A 16,961-nucleotide genomic window follows, 5' to 3' on the forward strand; every position below is an offset into this window, starting at 1 on the left:
TTAAAACAAACATGATATCTGTATCTGAAAAGTCCATTGTCGTCCTAATTTCCGGCAATGGCTCCAACCTTCAAGCCCTTATCGATGCGCAGTCGCAAAGGCTTTTTAATGGTAAAATCAAAGCTGTTATTTCTAATAAACCCAATGTTTATGGACTTGAACGAGCAGAAATGGCCAATATCGATGCGGTTTGTGTTGATCATACAGAATTTAACGATAAAGCTGGTTTTGAAGCCGAGTTGGTTAAAACCATTGATGCTTATCAACCCGATCTGGTGATTCTTGCCGGGTTTATGAGAATTCTTAGTTCAGACTTGGTTCAGCATTACCTTGGCAAAATCATCAACATACACCCTTCTCTATTGCCGAAATATAAGGGATTACATACCCACCGGCAGGTATTAGAGAATGGCGATAAAGAACATGGCACCAGCGTTCATTTTGTAACAGCAGAATTAGACGGTGGTCCAATTATTGCCCAGAGGCGAGTAAAGGTTGATGAAAATGATACTGAACAAACATTGGTGGAAAAAATCCAGCAGCAAGAGCACCAGCTTTACCCAGAAGTGGTGGCTTGGTTCTGTGCCGAAAAACTCACCTTCAAACTCTCAGAAGACTCAGCAGCAGCTCGAGCAGTATTCGATGGCAAGGTTTTATAAACGTCTTATTTGGGTTCAAGTCGGCTTACTGATTTTATTATTCGGTATCCCAAAACTGATTGCGGCCGAAACAGTACAAGAACTAGCAATGCAACCTTATAATATTGAATATGACGTAATAGCCAAAGGCGATAAAGTTGGTAACGCCTCGCAAAGCTTAGTCCAGTTGAATAATGGTCAATGGCAAATCGCCATGCAATCAAAGATCAAGTATTACTTCTTCAAAGATAAACGCCAAGAAACCAGCCGCTTTGATTTTATCGATGGTAAAATTTTTCCTGTTCAATACCAAAGACTGGCTGACAGCTCCTTTAAGGATTCAAACTTGCTGCAACAGTTTGACTGGCAAACAGGGCATGAAACCGGTTCCTATAAAGATAAAAACTGGGAGTTGGTTTTACAAGATGGCGTACTAGATCAGCTAACTCAACTGATCTCATTACGCAGCCAGTTAATGGCACAAAAACCTTTAAAGCCGATTGTTATCAGTTATCGAGGCGGTTTGAGAACACATCAATTTCAAGTGATTGGACAAGAAACGCTTAAAACTAAAATTGGTGACATCGAAACAGCCAAAATTCAATTGAACGAAAAAGGTGGAAAGCGCCAAACCAATTATTGGTTTGCGTTAGAAAAAAGTATGTTGCCAGTGCAAATTCAACGCATAAAAGAGGGAAAAGAAGAAGCGAAACTAGTCATTAGCAAGTGGTAACCCTAATACCGCTACAGATAAAAGTGGTTTTTAGTAATCACTAAAAAGCCTGCAATAGCAGGCTTTTTTATGTACTTATAAAATGTTTTATGTCTTTGGTAAAGTTACACCAGTTTGCCCTTGATACTTACCGCCACGGTCACCGTACGAAGTCTCACAGATTTCATCCGATTCAAAAAACAACATTTGCGCAACACCTTCATTAGCATATATTTTTGCTGGTAAAGGCGTGGTATTTGAAAACTCCAGAGTCACATGCCCTTCCCACTCTGGCTCAAGAGGCGTCACATTTACAATAATCCCACAGCGAGCGTATGTGGACTTACCCAAACAAACCGTTAGCACCGAGCGTGGAATTCGAAAGTATTCAACCGTTCTAGCTAGGGCAAAAGAGTTGGGGGGAATAATGCAAACATCCGATTGAACATCAACAAAACTATTCTCATCAAAGTTTTTTGGATCTACCACACTCGAATGAACATTGGTAAAAATCTTAAACTCATTTGAGCAGCGAACATCGTAGCCATAACTTGAAGTACCATAAGAAACGATACGTTGATCATTTTGGTGGCGAACTTGACCTGGTTCAAACGGCTCAATCATGCCCTCATTTTCCGACATACGACGGATCCACTTATCTGATTTAATGCTCATGTTTAATTCTCATGTTATTTTTCATAATTTATTATCTTGCTTAATCTACCCAATGCTCTTTAGAGATTAGCTTGCTATTTTTAAATTTCAAATCACAGCCGGCAAATGTCATCACTCCGCTGCTTAAATATAGTCCTGCCGAAGTTTGCTCTTTATTCATCACAAAACCACTTTCAAATTTTTGCCCTTCCGCCTCAATCATTCCTATTGATGCGCCAATTTCAAATCTTTCACAAAACATTGCCGTTTTACGCTGTGCATCATCCAAATAATAATAGATCCCAATAAAGCCTGTAATAAAAATCATGGCAAAGAATAAAGTCCAATAAAATACCTTTAATGTTTTATTCATTGAATGACTAGCTGTTTTCTATAGTTATCGTCGGGAAATCCGCTCTAAACTCTTTTTCTTGCAATGAAAGTTTTGCTGTAAGTTTCAAGGCTATCTTTTTGTATTTATTAGATATTTCACTTTCTGAGTCTTTAACTAAACTAGGCTGTCCCTCATCAGTATCTTTGCGTATCGCTAATGCCAATGGCAAACTTCCCAACAGTTCAACACCAATTTCATTCGCTAGTTTTTCGCCGCCACCAGCTCCAAAAATATGCTCTTCATGCTGGCAATTGGTACAAGTGTGCATTGCCATATTTTCAACTACGCCTAACACTGGCACCGAAACTTTGTTAAACATGCTAACAGCCTTGCGAGCATCCGCTAATGCAATATCTTGCGGCGTTGTAACAACTACGGCAGCCGTAACTGGTATTTTCTGCGCCATAGTCAATTGAATGTCACCTGTACCCGGCGGCAAGTCGACAATCAAATAGTCTAAATCTTGCCATTGCGTATCATTGACTAGCTGTTGCAAGGCGCCGGATGCCATAGGCCCACGCCAAACCATCGCTTGCTCAGGTTTTACTAAATACCCAATCGACATGGATTGAACACCATGAGCTTCAACAGGATAGATGGTTTTCTTATCTGTTGATTCAGGGTGCTTTCCTTGAGCACCAAGCATAATAGGCATACTAGGGCCATAAATGTCCGCATCAAGGATCCCAACTGTCGCGCCTAAATTTTTTAATGCCAAAGCAAGATTCACGCTAGTGGTTGATTTGCCTACACCGCCCTTGCCAGAAGCTACTGCGATAATGTTTTTTACACTCGGCATTGCTTGTACTTTAGCAGGATGCGAGTGAGCATCAATATTAATGCTACAGGTCAATTTATAGTCTAATTGGTCACTTGTATCAGCTAGATAGGTTGAGATTTCATCGAGTAACAAACTCTCATAAGCACCTAGGGGAAAGCCAAAACGCAGCTCTATCGTTACAGAGTTATCTTTAATTTCGATTGTTCGAATATTTTTCGGCTGGATATGAATATAACCAAAAAGCTCGGATTTGAAATTATGTAGTTGCTCGGAAATTTGTGTTTGCTCGACCATTAAACTTTATGGGAAATAATTATCGCTTGATGGCACAAAGTCTAAGTCTTTTGCCCTTGAAAACCAAGTTGCTTTACAGTATTTCACCAATTAATTAATGAAAAAAATAGCAAAAACCAGTATATTTGCCGCTATTGCACTCATAAAAGCTAAATCGCTAATAAAGCTCAGAATATGACCACACAAAATCAACGGAAAATCCTTGTGACCAGCGCTCTACCCTATGCCAATGGCGATATCCATATTGGGCATTTACTTGAGTATGTTCAAACCGATATTTGGGTAAGGTTTCAAAAGTCACGTGGGCATGAGTGCTATTATGTTTGTGCCGATGACACCCATGGAACGCCAGTCATGTTGCGCGCACAAAAAGAAGGTAAAACACCTGAAGACTTTATTGCTGAGCAACAAGCCAACCATGAGCGTGATTTTGCAGGGGCATTAATTGAGTTTGATAACTTTCACTCTACTCATAGTTCTGAATCGAAAGAATTAACTCAAGGCATTTACCTGAAGCTTAAAGAAAATGGTCATATTAGCTCTAAAACAATCAATCAGCTGTATGATCCTGAAAAAAACATGTTCTTGCCGGATCGTTTCGTTAAAGGCACTTGCCCAAAATGTGATTCAGAAAATCAGTATGGTGATAATTGCGATAATTGTGGAGCAACCTATAACCCAACGGATTTGAAAAATCCTAAATCGGCAGTATCCGGCGCAACTCCAGTACTAAAAGAGTCAGAGCACTTCTTTTTCGACTTAAAAGGCTTTGAGTCCTTTTTACGAGAGTGGCTCTCTAGCGATGGACATGTTCAATCTGAAGTCCAAAATAAGATGAACGAGTGGTTAGATGATTTACGCCAATGGGATATTTCGCGCGATGCGCCCTATTTCGGTTGGGAAATCCCAGGTGAAGAAGGAAAATATTTCTACGTTTGGTTAGATGCGCCGATTGGTTATATGGCGAGTTTTAAAAACCTCTGTGATAAAACAGATGGTTTAAACTTTGATGACTATTGGCAACAAGGCTCTGATGCTGAGATTTATCACTTCATTGGAAAAGATATTATTTACTTCCATACTCTATTCTGGCCTTCGGTTTTAAAAGGCGCGGGCTATAGAACCCCTACCGCGGTTTGGGCTCATGGGTTTGTGACGGTTAATGGTCAAAAGATGTCTAAATCAAAAGGCACTTTTATTAAAGCTAAAACTTATCTAGAGCACCTGAATCCTGAGTATCTTCGTTATTATTATGCCGCTAAATTATCCAGCAAGATTGATGACTTTGATCTAAATCTTGAAGACTTTGCGCAAAGAGTAAACTCTGACTTAGTAGGCAAACTCGTCAATATCGCGAGTCGTTGTTCTGGTTTTATCACGAAACAATTTGATAGCAAACTCAGCTCAGAAACCATTGAGCCAGCATTGCTTAAAGAGTTCACAGATTCCTCGGAACAAATTGCCAAACATTATGAAGCTCGTGACTTCGGTAAAGCTATCAAATTGATCATGGCGCTTGCAGATAAAGCTAACGCTTATATTGCTGAAAAAGAGCCATGGAAACTTGTTAAAAATGAAGCCACTAAAGCCGAAGCACATTTAGTCTGTAGTTTGGGTATTAACCTATTTAAAGTGCTTGTGACTTACTTAAACCCTGTTTTGCCGGCACTAGCAGATAAAGTGCAAGACTTCTTGCAATTAGACAATATGAACTGGGATAGTGCGCAAGAAGTTTTAACCGATTATGAAATCAATAAATTCAAGCCAATGATGCAGCGCATTGAAATGAAGTCTGTAGAGAAGATGGTTGAAAACTCTAAAGAAGATTTAGAGGCTGAAGTTGAACAACCCTCTAAATCAAAATTATCTGATCCGATTAAAGATGAAATTCAATTTGGCGATTTCGATAAAATTGATTTGCGAATTGCTAAAATTGCTAAAGCTGAACATGTTGAAGGCGCCGATAAACTGCTTAAATTATTACTAGATTTGGGCGAAGGCGTTACTAAGCAAGTATTTGCGGGCATTAAATCAGCATATAGCCCTGAAGATTTAGAAGGCAAGTTAACTGTTATGGTGGCAAATTTAGCTCCTAGAAAAATGAAGTTTGGCATGTCTGAAGGTATGGTTTTAGCGGCAGGTCCGGGTGGCAAAGAATTATGGATTTTAAATCCTGAAGATGGCGCTCAACCTGGTATGCGTGTTAAATAACTATAAATAAAAAGAGTTAAAAGAGAACATATGACAGCAACTACCCCACTACAAACTGCACCAGTGCAAACCGCTGGAAGTAATGAAGTGACTCAAGAGCTAGTCACCCAGATTCCTAATTATGGTCTTACTTGGGCGCTCTACATAGGCCTAACTTTTTTAATGGTTGCTATTATTTGGTACCTTATTCGCAAGTGGCACTTTGTCATTAAATGGTTTATGGCTTCGACCATCTTTGCTGGTGCGCTAACTCCTGCCCATCCAGCTGAAGGAGTCGCTAGTTACTCTCCATTAATTCTTAATGCTGTAGTTAATTTGTTTGACGGCTATAAAACAGAATTTATTGATAGTATTAAAACGCTAAGTATCGTTTGGGCTACCATCTTTGCTATTGGAATAGCCGTATGGATATTAATAAAAAAATTGAAGAGTCCAAAAGTGGAAAAGCCGACCAACTTAGACGCTGTAATGGCAACTCCTATAGAGCCAACCATAGACGATTCGAAAAAAGATTAGTTTACTAATCCTCTTAATTGATAAACCCCTTGAGTTTTAAGAGTAATTACAATTTTTCGCTCACCATTGTTTTTGAAATACCAACCATGAGTACCGGCGAAAGGGACTGTAATAGTTCCTTCTGATTGACTTGCTGAAGCTATCGTATAACTTTCAAAATAACCGCTATCATCATTGGCTGGTTCGCCATGGAAATCAAAATAAATTTCGCCTTGGTTAACTGTCCACTGGTAAGTCAATGATTGATACTGTTCTAAATAAAATTTATATTCCAAGCCACTGCCCGGATCAACCTCTAACCTGATTTCATTAGACTGAAAACCGGTTTGGTCCCCCTCTTGATTGTTAGCTTTTTGTTTATTGGCATTGGAAACTGTACTTGGTTCACCTATATCGGCTAACTCTGTCAGGCCTAGCCGCTTTCCAATTCCTAAAGGATCAATGTTGTATTCAGCTGGCAGTATCATCGTAACAAGCAAAACAATAGAAAGCATTATAGCTATTATAATAGCCTTTAATAAGCCTTTTCGGGATAAAGTATCTGTAGTGTCTTGTGTCATACTAAACCTAAATTAATTAATAACGTAGCCGGTTAATTGAAAGCCCACGAGCATAAACCCAAAGCTCATTAAGAGAGTATTCGAAAAGTTTGACCAGCGTTGAAAAGAGCTAAATTGTCGCCAATAACTAATGGCAATTAAAATAAAAGCCAATGCAAAAAACTGACCAAATTCAACGCCAACATTGAAAGCCAGTAAATTACTCAGCAATCCATTTTCTGGCAAAGAAAATTCTTGCAGCTTGGTTGCTAATCCAAATCCGTGAAAGAGTCCAAAAATTAAAACTGCAACTTTAGTATTAGGTTGAACTGAAAATAGTGTTTTAAATCCACCTAAATTTTCAAAAGCTTTATAAACAATCGATAACCCTATAATAGCATCGATAAGATAAGCATTTACTTGTATCTTAAAAAGAACACCAAAGATCAAAGTTACGCTGTGGCCGATTGTAAAAAACGTAACGTAGAGCAGTATGTCTTTAGGCTTAAATAAAAAGAAAATCACTCCAAATAAAAAAAGCAAATGATCGTAACCAGTAACCATATGCTTTGCGCCAATATAAAATAAAGGGATAATTGCAGGCCCATCTAGATCACTTAAAAACTTTTGCGTGTTATCGTCAACTCCATGGGCTAGAACATCTAAAGATGATATCAATAACAGTAAAACACAAAGTGTTTTGAATATTTTTAACATCAATAGCCTTCAGCTTTAGCATTCGGTCTGCGAGGATCAGGCGAACCATAAATATAATCCTCTACTTGTATCGATTGAGTGGAGCCCATTGTGCTCGACTGCCTTATCTTATGACCTTTTGTTTCAAGCAACTTTATCGTGTCTTGATTAATACTAGGTTCTACAAACAACACATCGGGTAACCATTGGTGATGGATTCGAGCTGTATGAGTAGCTTCTGCAACATTCATATCATGATCAATAAAGTTCACAATTAATTGCAATACAGTCGTGATAATCCTGCTGCCGCCAGGACTACCTGTGACCAGCTTTAGTTCACCATCTTTCAAAAGCATGGTTGGTGTCATGGAACTTAGCGGCCTCTTATTGGCTTGAATTGAGTTAGCTTCTCCACCAATCAAGCCATAAGCATTTGGAGTTCCGGGTTTCGCTGAGAAGTCATCCATCTCGTTGTTTAACAAAATACCAGTACCCTCAGCTACGATGCCGGAGCCGTAAGAAAAGTTTAACGTATAAGTATTAGATACCGCATTACCCCACTTATCCACCACAGAATAGTGAGTCGTATCAGGGCTTTCATAAACTGGTACAGAACCAGCTTCGATTTCTGCCGACGGCGTTGCCTTTTTAAGGTTTACTTTTGCAGCTAATTGCTTGGCGTATTTTTTACTGAGCAACCAGTCGGTTGGCACTGGAAAAAAATCTGTATCACCTAAATGTTTACTTCTATCAGCATAAGCCAGCTTCATTACTTCAGACAAAAGATGAATTTCGTCTGCTGTGTTAGAGCCTAATTCCGTTACAGGAAAATTCTCTAAGATATTCAACATCTGCACTAAATGGATTCCGCCTGAGCTTGGCGGCGGCATGGTGAAAATTTCATAGCCTCGATAAGTTCCTTTAACCGCAGCTCTAACTTTTGGCTTATAGGCTACTAAATCTTGCATACTAATTATGCCACCATTACTCTCCATATCAGCGACTAAGCGTTTAGCGATCTCACCTTCATAGAATGCTTTTTTGCCATGTTTTTTTAGCTGCTTTAAAGACCAAGCTAGATCAGGTTGTTTAAAAATTTCACCTTTATGATAATAGCCGCCATCAGCTTTATAAAATGCCTTGCGTGTGGCTGGAGATTGCAAACGTGAATCTCTTCTTTGCAGGTTACGAGCAAGATCCCAGCTTACTTCAAAACCTTCTTCGGCCAATTTAATAGCTGGAGCAATAACTTGCTCCCAACTCATAGTTCCATATTCTTGCAGAGCTAAATCTAGACCGGCCACAGTCCCTGGAACACCCGCTGATAAATGACTAAAACGAGCTTTACGATTATCCACATTACCGTCAGCATCTAAAAATAAATTACGATGAGCTTTTGCAGGCGCCATCTCACGATAATCAATGGCGATATATTCTTTTTTATCTTTCAGGTAAACCAGCATAAAGCCACCACCACCAAGGTTACCAGCGCGAGGGAGCACCACCGCCAAGGCTAAGCCAGTAGCCACTGCTGCATCAATCGCATTACCACCTTGCTGTAAAATATCTCGGCCCACCCTACTGGCAATGTATTGTTGGGAGACGACCATACCATTTTCCGCAACTAAAGGGTGATGGATAGACTTATAATCAATAATACTTGGGGTTTGCTGTTCTGCTCCTATGGCAAGCATTGGTAGCACACAAAAGATACTAAAAATAATTTTTTTCATTATTTGATATATCCTAGCTGTTCGAGTTTCAAAATGACCTTATGGGCAGCATTATCAGGACTGGTTTCTAAGGTCGGGATCACTAATTCTGGCTCATCTGGAATTTCATATGGGTCACTTATGCCTGTAAACTCTTTAATAATTCCAGCTCGGGCTTTAGCATAAAGTCCCTTTCGATCCCTACGTTCACATTCTTCTAAAGGTGTATTCACGAAGACTTCTATGTAGCCTCCATAACCATTGATCAATTCTCTGACCTGTCTGCGAGTTTTTTCATAAGGTGCAATCGGTGCACAAATTGCAATACCGCGATTTTTGGTGATTTCAGAAGCAACAAATCCAATTCTTTCGATATTCAAATTTCTGTGCTCTTTAGAGAAACCCAGCTCACTAGAAAGATTTTTCCTAACAATATCGCCATCCAATAAAGTTACAGGCCTATCACCCATTTCAAGAAGCTTCACCAATAAGGCATTAGCAATGGTAGATTTTCCAGAACCAGAAAGCCCTGTAAAAAAAACTGTAAACCCTTGTTTATGTCTTGCCGGTTTTGTTTTTCTGAGCTCCTTTATTACTTCAGGGTAAGAAAACCAAGTTGGTATTTCCAATCCCTGACGCAACCTTCTTTTCAATTCTGTACCAGAAATATCCTCTGTGGCCATTTCAGGAGAAATTTCATTGGAAGGCAGATATTCACTTTTCTCAGGAACATAAGAAACCTTTTGAAACGGTATCATCTTTATACCCAATTCGGATTGGTGCTTTTTAAATAACTCTTGCGCATCATATGGCCCGTAAAAGTCTTTTCCTTCAGAATTTTTCCCTGGTCCAGCATGATCGCGTCCGATAATAATATGGCTACAGCCATAATTTTTACGGATTATTGCATGCAAAAGTGCTTCACGAGGGCCAGCCATTCTCATTGCCATCGGCAACAGACTCAAAGCCGTAGTTTGTTCAGGATAGTATTTCAATACATGCTCATAACAACGTACTCTAGAGTAATGGTCGATATCACCAGGTTTAGTCATGCCTACCACAGGGTGAATCAATAGATTTGCTTGAGCATCTTTAGCAGCTCTAAAGGTTAACTCTTGGTGTGCTTTATGTAGCGGATTGCGAGTTTGAAATGCAACGATGTTTTGCCATCCTACTTTTTCAAATTTATCTCGTAATTGTTTTGGTGTATCTCTAAGCGCTTTATAATCATAGTGAGTTGGTAATTCGATGCCTTTAATGTGACCACCAAGATACCAGTCACCGGCTTTGTTAAACAAATAATCCACCGCAGGGTGAACCTCATCCGTCGTTCCAAAAACTTTTTGCGCTTCAACCTCTTTGTCAGGCATCCACTTACTATTAATCTCCAAAATAGCCAGCACTACACCTTCAGGATCGCGCAATGCTATCGAGTCCCCTAACGTAATTTTTTTGGCAAACTCATCAGTAATATCCAAGCAAATAGGTAATGGCCATAAAACTCCATTAGAAAGAGCCATATTAGTTACGACACTTAGATAATCAGCTTCTGACATAAAGCCTTGTAAGGGAGAAAATGCTCCATTCAATAGCAATTCCAAATCGCAGACTTGTCTTGCTGTTAAGTCCCAGTCCAGTAAGTTTGCGGATTGCTTTTTTAGATAATGCTTCTGGTTAACATCAATTAGATTAACCAACTCATTTTGATAAGGAAGATTTAAATGACTCATAATTATAATATTCTTTAAAGACAAAAGTATCTTACCAGTATTTATGTGTCTAAAGTAATGATAATTTAAGCAAGTTAAAGCTCTTATAACAGGTTGTTTCACAAAGCCCTATCAAGCATAATAGCGACTATCATTTGTGGCTTTCATTTAATTCAGAAAGTCCACAAAAAATCGATTAAAAACAAATGATTAGATTTCAATGAGCGAATACCTATTACTTTTTATTGGCACTGTTTTGGTCAATAATTTTGTGCTGGTGAAGTTTCTAGGGTTATGTCCTTTTATGGGCGTATCCGGCAAGCTTGAGACCGCCATAGGAATGTCCGTCGCCACGACTTTCGTGCTTACCCTAGCCTCTGCTTCAAGCTATATCGTCAATACCTATATTTTAATCCCCCTTGAACTAGAGTATTTACAAACACTTTCCTTTATTTTGGTTATCGCCGTGATGGTTCAATTAACTGAAATGATTATTCATAAAACGAGCCCAATTCTGTATCGCCTTCTTGGAATTTTTTTGCCATTAATCACAACCAACTGTGCAGTTCTTGGTGTTGCGCTGCTAAACGTCAATGAAAGCCATAATTTCATTGAATCGATTATTTATGGTTTCGGCGCTGCAGTTGGCTTTTCTTTGGTTTTAATTCTGTTTGCCGCCATGCGCGAGCGCCTAGCTGCGGCAGATGTACCCATGCCATTTAAAGGCTCAGCCATCGCAATGATCACTGCGGGTTTAATGTCGCTTGCTTTTATGGGCTTCACTGGCTTGGTTAAGTTGTAGGTGGGTAAGTGGATTTAATAACTGCCATTATTGTGTTTGCCGTATTAGCTCTAATTTTTGGCGCGGTATTAGGCTTTGCAGCAGTGAAGTTCAAAGTTGAAGGTGATCCAATCGTTGATCAGATCAATGATGTTCTACCGCAAACGCAGTGCGGTCAATGCGGCTACCCTGGCTGTAAACCCTATGCCGAAGCCATCGCAAATGGTGATGAAATCAATAAATGTCCACCAGGTGGTGAAGCGGGAGTAAAAGCATTAGCTGATCTGCTTGGGCGTGAAGCTATCCCGCTGGATGAAGAACGTGGTGAAGAAAAGCCTCCTCGAATAGCCTATATTCGTGAAGATGAATGTATCGGCTGCACCAAGTGTATCCAAGCTTGTCCCGTCGATGCCATATTAGGCGCACCCAAGCTCATGCATACCGTAATTGTCGATGAGTGTACTGGTTGCGATCTTTGTGTTGAGCCTTGCCCTGTCGATTGTATTGATATGCTGGAAGTCCCGCAAACCATCTCTACTTGGAAATGGCAGCAACCTGAGTTAGACATCAATTTCAAGGAGGTAAGCTAATGGAGCGTTCTAGTTATCCTTCTGAAATACCCATTTTTGAGTTTCCTGGTGGGATACACCCTCAAGAAAATAAACAGCTTTCTAACCGATCACCAATAGCAAAGCTGCCCTTAGCCAAAGAACTGGTTATCAACTTAAAAGGGCAAGCCGGTAACCGATCGATTCCTTGCGTAGCAGTTGGCGAGCAAGTTTTAAAGGGTCAATTAATTGCAAAAAGTGATGGTATTTTTAGCAGTTATCAACATGCCCCAACCTCTGGCAAAATCATTGCTATTGAAAAAAGACCGATTGCACACACTTCAGGCTTAGAAGATTTGTGCATAGTTCTTAGCGCTGATGGCGATGAGCGGTGGGTTGAATTAAGCCCAGCCGAAGACTTCACAGCCTTATGTAGAAAACAAATCCTAGCCAGAATATTTGAATCAGGAATTGTTGGCTTAGGCGGCGCTTCTTTTCCTAGTCATATCAAACTACAACGTGAAGATGGCATCGACACCTTGATTATCAATGCGGCAGAATGCGAACCCTATATAAGCTGTGACGATCGCTTACTACAAGATAATACTGATGAAGTTTTAAAAGGCGCGCAAATTATCTCGCATCTTTATAAAGATTTAAACATCATAGTAGGCATAGAGGATAATAAGCCTAGTGCTATTGAAGCGCTAAAAGCTGCACGAACAAAACTAAGGATGACCTTTGATATTGCCGTAGTCCCGACTAAGTACCCGAGTGGTGGAGAAAAACAATTAATTCAATTAATTGCTGGCAAAGAAGTTACCCATGGTAAGTTACCCGCCGACCTAGGCTTAGTGATGCATAATGTCGCGACTTGTTTTGCTATCTATGAAGCTATTATCCAAGACAAACCGATTACTGATCGAGTGGTGACTCTTACTGGTAAGGCTTGCGGTAAACCGGGAAATTATCGAATCCCGATTGGTACCCCAATAAAACATTTGTTAGAAAGCACGCAAACCCTAAAGAGCCAAAAACTAATTATGGGCGGCCCCATGATGGGTTTTGAAATTCAGTCCATTAATGCAGGTATAGTCAAAGCTACTAATTGCATTATCATGGCTGATAGCAATGAATTAAAACCCGAGCAAACCTCTTTGCCCTGTATTCGCTGTGGCGAATGCATGAACGCATGCCCTGCTTCACTGTTACCACAACAGCTTTATTGGCACGCAAAAGCAGACGAATTTGATAAAACTGAAGAGTATAACTTATTCGACTGTATTGAGTGTGGCGCCTGTGCTTACGTCTGTCCTAGCGATATTCCTTTAGTACAGTTTTATCGCTACGCAAAGTCCAATATTCGTAATAATCGGGTAGAAAAAATAAAAGCTGATAATGCCCGCGAACGTCATGAAGCGCGTTTAGATAGAATTGAAAGAGTTAAACTTGAAAAAGCTGAGAAGCATCGCAAAGCTGCGGAGGCAAGACGTAAAGCGGCTGAAGCCTCTGGGCAAGCTGATGCGAAAAAAGCTGCAGTAGCCGCAGCTTTGGCTAGAGTTCAAGCAAAGAAAGAAGCCAATCATGAAGCTAGTAATTCTCATCAGGCAGATAAAACCAAGGAGCCAAAGGCGTGATCTTATCTTCACCTTTTGCTAAAAAGCCAAACTCAGTCACTGCTGTAATGCTCTGGGTTATTGTCGCATCATTACCAGGACTTGCCGCGTTAATTTACTTTTTTGGCATTGGAGTCTTAATCAATATTAGCATTGCTTCTATAACGGCTTTAGCGACAGAGGCTATAATATTACGCATTCGAAAACGTCCAGTTAGCGCGACTTTAATCGATGGTAGCGCATTGTTAACTGCTTGGTTAATAGGCTTAGCACTGCCGCCACTACTTCCTTGGTGGATGACAATCTTAGGAACCTCTTTTGCAATTGTTTTCGCCAAACAGGTTTACGGTGGCTTAGGAAATAACCTATTTAATCCAGCAATGGTAGCTTACGTTTTACTATTAATCTCTTTTCCAGTTGAGATGACTGCTTGGATACCACCTACAGAATTAGCTGGGCAAAGTTTAAGCCTCGCCGATACTTTTTCATATATATTTACCGGCACTAGCAGCCAAGGCTATGACATCAACTTTATTCGGCAAGGGGTTGATGGTTTTACTATGGCAACGCCTCTTGACCATGTGAAAACAGAGTTATCCCAAGGATACAGAATTCAAGAAATCAAAGTCCATGAAATGATGACGGGATTATCGGGCATCGGCTGGCAGTGGGTCAACTTGGGATTTTTATTTGGCGGTGTCATCTTATTATTCAGGAAGGTGGCTGCTTGGCAGATCCCAGCTGGTGTCTTGCTAGGCATCTTAAGCATGAGCTTGATTTTAAATGTGCTTAATCCTGACGCTTATCTTAGCCCTGCATTTCACTGGTTTGCTGGTGCAACTATGATGGGCGCTTTCTTTATAGCAACCGATCCAGTTACCGCTTCGACCACAAAAAAAGGTCGCTGGCTATTCGGTTTAGGCATCGGAGTCATCACGGTCTTGATCCGCACATTTGGCGGCTATCCTGACGCTATCGCTTTTGCAGTTTTGCTGATGAATATGACGGTACCGATGCTCGACTACTACACCCAACCTAGAACTTATGGACATACCAAAACAAAAGGAGTGTCCAATGAGTAACTCTAGTTTACTGGGTAAAATGATAACTCAAAATGGCTTCATCCTAGCTGTGTTTGCAACTGTTTGCGTCGGGTTGATAGCAACCACCTATTCCATCACTAAAGATACGATTGCTGGCGAGATGAAATCGGCTCTGGCAAGAACTCTGAACGAACTGGTTGACGCAACGCAATATGATAACGATGTCTATCATGACTGTATATTGATACCAGGAAGCGAATTACTTGGCTCAAGCGAGCCCTTGATGGCTTATAGAATGCGCAAAGATTCACGACCTGTTGCCATTATACTGGAGTCTATCGCACCTAACGGCTATAGCGGAAAAATAAAAATGGTGGTGGGTGTTTTTTACGATGGCTCCATTGCAGGAGTAAGAGTGACCGCCCACAAAGAAACTCCCGGACTTGGTGATAAAATTGATATCTCAAAAAGTGACTGGATAACTTCTTTTAATGGTTTATCTCTTGGTAATACATCGATATCACAGTGGAAGGTAGCAAAAGACGGCGGTCAATTCGACGCCTTCACCGGAGCAACCATTACCCCAAGAGCAGTTGTGAATCAAATTGCAAAGACTCTTGAATTTTACCAAGAGAATAAAAGCTGGCTTTTTAATCAGCAACAAAGTTGTAATTCAAAGGATAGCAAATGATTCCAGAGTCACAACAAATCATCAAAAATGGTTTATGGTCAAATAACCCGGCACTAGTTCAATTACTAGGTCTATGCCCTCTCCTAGCAGTCAGTAATACCTTTATTAATGGCTTGGGACTCGGCATCGCAACGACTATGGTTCTGGCAGGCTCTAACGGTTCAGTATCATTAATCAGAAACTTTATCCCAAAAGAAATCCGCATCCCTATTTTCGTCATGATGATCGCTAGTTTTGTGACTAACATCAGTCTATTAATGAATGCCTATACCTATGACTTATTTTTAACCTTAGGTATTTTCATTCCCTTGATCGTGACCAACTGTGCAATCATTGGACGCGCAGAATCATTTGCCTCGAAGAATAAATTTCTCCCTTCACTACTAGATGGACTGATGCAAGGGCTAGGGTTCACAGCGGTATTGTGTCTACTAGGCGTTGCTCGAGAATTGGTAGGACAAGGCACACTATTTTATGGTGCAGAGCAATTATTTGGCGAATGGGCAAAGAACTTAACCCTATCCTTTTACCTAACAGACTCTAAGTTCTTATTCGCCATACTACCGCCGGGGGCTTTTGTCTTTTTAGGTTTAATTATTGCCTGGAAAAATAGCATTGATGCTAAGTCAGAAAAAACCAAAAAGGCTTCAAAGCAGCAGTCAGTAGAGCAGGCTTCTGAGGTTTTACTCAATGAATAAACAAAAACGACAAGAAATTTTTGAACGTCTAAGAACACAAAACCCAAACCCTGAAACGGAACTAGAGTACAGCTCAACTTTTGAATTATTAATTGCCGTCATCTTATCAGCGCAGGCCACAGATGTTGGAGTTAATAAAGCTACTCGAAAATTGTTTCCGGTGGCAAACACTCCAGAAACAATCTATTCGCTAGGAGAAGACGGGTTAAAAGAATATATAAAAACCATCGGACTGTTTAATAGCAAAGCTAAAAATGTTATTTCATGCTGTAAAGACTTGATTGAAAAACATAACTCTACTGTTCCGGACACACGAGAAGAGCTAGTCGCATTGGCAGGTGTGGGTAGGAAAACTGCCAATGTAGTATTGAATACAGCCTTTAGGCAAGTTGCCATGGCCGTTGATACTCACATAGATAGAGTTTCAAATAGAACAAAAATTGCACCAGGCAAAACTGTTCGAAAAGTTGAAGATGCCCTTTTGAAATTTGTTCCAAAAGAATTCTTATTAGATGCTCACCACTGGCTAATTCTACATGGACGGTACACCTGCATAGCTCGTAAGCCTAGGTGTGGCTCCTGCATAATTGAAGATTTATGTGAGTTTAAAAATAAAAATATAGACTAAATAAATTGTTACTATTACGTCATCATTAAGAAACATTCATTTAATATACTCTTTGAAAGGTTACAGAGACTTTCACCCCATTTAATAGAAAATATAAAGA

Annotated in this window: 18 protein-coding genes; 11 read left to right on the forward strand and 7 right to left on the reverse strand. The window is 40.1% G+C overall.

The window, feature by feature from the left end; all coding sequences use genetic code 11:
• The first annotated feature begins 11 nt into the window (after positions 1–11).
• Together purN and GJS41_RS03090 are read left to right on the forward strand one after the other, a co-directional pair.
• Positions 12–659, forward strand: coding sequence for a phosphoribosylglycinamide formyltransferase (purN, locus tag GJS41_RS03085; protein ID WP_154245862.1), 648 nt, complete (start codon positions 12–14; stop codon positions 657–659).
• On the forward strand, positions 643–1,371 hold the full coding sequence (locus GJS41_RS03090; protein WP_195758323.1) for a DUF3108 domain-containing protein: 729 nt from the start codon (positions 643–645) through the stop codon (positions 1,369–1,371). The genes purN and GJS41_RS03090 overlap by 17 nt, the downstream gene beginning before the upstream one ends.
• An 87-nt stretch (positions 1,372–1,458) precedes the next feature.
• On the opposite strand, the gene dcd is transcribed toward GJS41_RS03090, so the two are convergent.
• From dcd to apbC, 3 genes are read right to left on the reverse strand one after another with little or no spacing between them, the layout of a single operon-like run.
• Positions 1,459–2,025 (reverse strand): dCTP deaminase, encoded by a 567-nt coding sequence (dcd, locus tag GJS41_RS03095; protein WP_154245864.1) that lies wholly within the window; start codon positions 2,023–2,025, stop codon positions 1,459–1,461.
• Between the two features lie 40 nt (positions 2,026–2,065).
• On the reverse strand, positions 2,066–2,377 hold the full coding sequence (locus GJS41_RS03100; protein ID WP_154245865.1) for a hypothetical protein: 312 nt from the start codon (positions 2,375–2,377) through the stop codon (positions 2,066–2,068).
• A gap of 7 nt (positions 2,378–2,384) precedes the next feature.
• Positions 2,385–3,473 carry an iron-sulfur cluster carrier protein ApbC gene (apbC, locus tag GJS41_RS03105; protein ID WP_154245866.1) on the reverse strand — a complete coding sequence of 363 codons (1,089 nt, stop codon included), beginning with the start codon at positions 3,471–3,473 and terminating at the stop codon, positions 2,385–2,387.
• A 174-nt stretch (positions 3,474–3,647) separates the two neighbouring features.
• Here apbC and metG point away from each other — a divergent pair, with 174 nt between their 5' ends.
• Together metG and GJS41_RS03115 are read left to right on the forward strand one after the other, a co-directional pair.
• Positions 3,648–5,684, forward strand: a complete 2,037-nt coding sequence (gene metG, locus GJS41_RS03110; RefSeq protein WP_154245867.1) for a methionine--tRNA ligase — start codon at positions 3,648–3,650, stop codon at positions 5,682–5,684.
• A 30-nt stretch (positions 5,685–5,714) separates the two neighbouring features.
• Positions 5,715–6,200 (forward strand): hypothetical protein, encoded by a 486-nt coding sequence (locus GJS41_RS03115; protein ID WP_154245868.1) that lies wholly within the window; start codon positions 5,715–5,717, stop codon positions 6,198–6,200.
• Here the strand turns inward: GJS41_RS03115 and GJS41_RS03120 are convergent.
• From GJS41_RS03120 to GJS41_RS03135, 4 genes are read right to left on the reverse strand one after another with little or no spacing between them, the layout of a single operon-like run.
• Entirely contained in the window at positions 6,197–6,760 is a 564-nt protein-coding gene (locus GJS41_RS03120; RefSeq protein ID WP_154245869.1) for a hypothetical protein, read from the reverse strand. The genes GJS41_RS03115 and GJS41_RS03120 overlap by 4 nt on opposite strands.
• A 12-nt stretch (positions 6,761–6,772) precedes the next feature.
• On the reverse strand, positions 6,773–7,456 hold the full coding sequence (locus tag GJS41_RS03125; protein ID WP_154245870.1) for a HupE/UreJ family protein: 684 nt from the start codon (positions 7,454–7,456) through the stop codon (positions 6,773–6,775).
• Positions 7,456–9,168, reverse strand: coding sequence for a gamma-glutamyltransferase (gene ggt, locus GJS41_RS03130; RefSeq protein WP_154245871.1), 1,713 nt, complete (start codon positions 9,166–9,168; stop codon positions 7,456–7,458). The genes GJS41_RS03125 and ggt overlap by 1 nt, the downstream gene beginning before the upstream one ends.
• Complete coding sequence (locus GJS41_RS03135; RefSeq protein WP_154245872.1) at positions 9,168–10,877, reverse strand: bifunctional sulfate adenylyltransferase/adenylylsulfate kinase; 1,710 nt, start codon at positions 10,875–10,877, stop codon at positions 9,168–9,170. The genes ggt and GJS41_RS03135 overlap by 1 nt, the downstream gene beginning before the upstream one ends.
• A gap of 199 nt (positions 10,878–11,076) precedes the next feature.
• Between GJS41_RS03135 and rsxA the strand changes: the two genes are divergently transcribed.
• Genes rsxA through nth form a run of 7 tightly spaced genes read left to right on the forward strand, consistent with a single transcriptional unit; the run spans position 11,077 to position 16,861 of the window.
• Positions 11,077–11,658, forward strand: coding sequence for an electron transport complex subunit RsxA (gene rsxA, locus GJS41_RS03140; protein ID WP_154245873.1), 582 nt, complete (start codon positions 11,077–11,079; stop codon positions 11,656–11,658).
• Between the two features lie 8 nt (positions 11,659–11,666).
• The gene (gene rsxB, locus GJS41_RS03145) at positions 11,667–12,227 is read left to right on the forward strand and encodes an electron transport complex subunit RsxB (protein ID WP_370515607.1); all 561 of its coding nucleotides are present in this window, start codon (positions 11,667–11,669) and stop codon (positions 12,225–12,227) included.
• Positions 12,227–13,822: an electron transport complex subunit RsxC gene (gene rsxC / locus GJS41_RS03150; RefSeq protein ID WP_154245874.1), complete on the forward strand. Its 1,596-nt coding sequence runs from the start codon at positions 12,227–12,229 to the stop codon at positions 13,820–13,822. The genes rsxB and rsxC overlap by 1 nt, the downstream gene beginning before the upstream one ends.
• Entirely contained in the window at positions 13,819–14,883 is a 1,065-nt protein-coding gene (gene rsxD / locus GJS41_RS03155; protein WP_370515608.1) for an electron transport complex subunit RsxD, read from the forward strand. Before rsxC ends, rsxD begins: the two co-directional genes overlap by 4 nt.
• Positions 14,876–15,535, forward strand: a complete 660-nt coding sequence (gene rsxG, locus GJS41_RS03160) for an electron transport complex subunit RsxG (protein WP_195758324.1) — start codon at positions 14,876–14,878, stop codon at positions 15,533–15,535. The genes rsxD and rsxG overlap by 8 nt, the downstream gene beginning before the upstream one ends.
• A complete protein-coding gene (locus tag GJS41_RS03165; protein WP_154245875.1) occupies positions 15,532–16,233 on the forward strand; it encodes an electron transport complex subunit E in 702 nt (233 codons plus the stop codon). The genes rsxG and GJS41_RS03165 overlap by 4 nt, the downstream gene beginning before the upstream one ends.
• Complete coding sequence (gene nth / locus GJS41_RS03170; protein WP_154245876.1) at positions 16,226–16,861, forward strand: endonuclease III; 636 nt, start codon at positions 16,226–16,228, stop codon at positions 16,859–16,861. Before GJS41_RS03165 ends, nth begins: the two co-directional genes overlap by 8 nt.
• Positions 16,862–16,961: the final 100 nt, after the last annotated feature.

This window comes from Kangiella sp. HZ709 (assembly GCF_009674675.1).
In the GTDB taxonomy this organism is placed as follows: domain Bacteria; phylum Pseudomonadota; class Gammaproteobacteria; order Enterobacterales; family Kangiellaceae; genus Kangiella.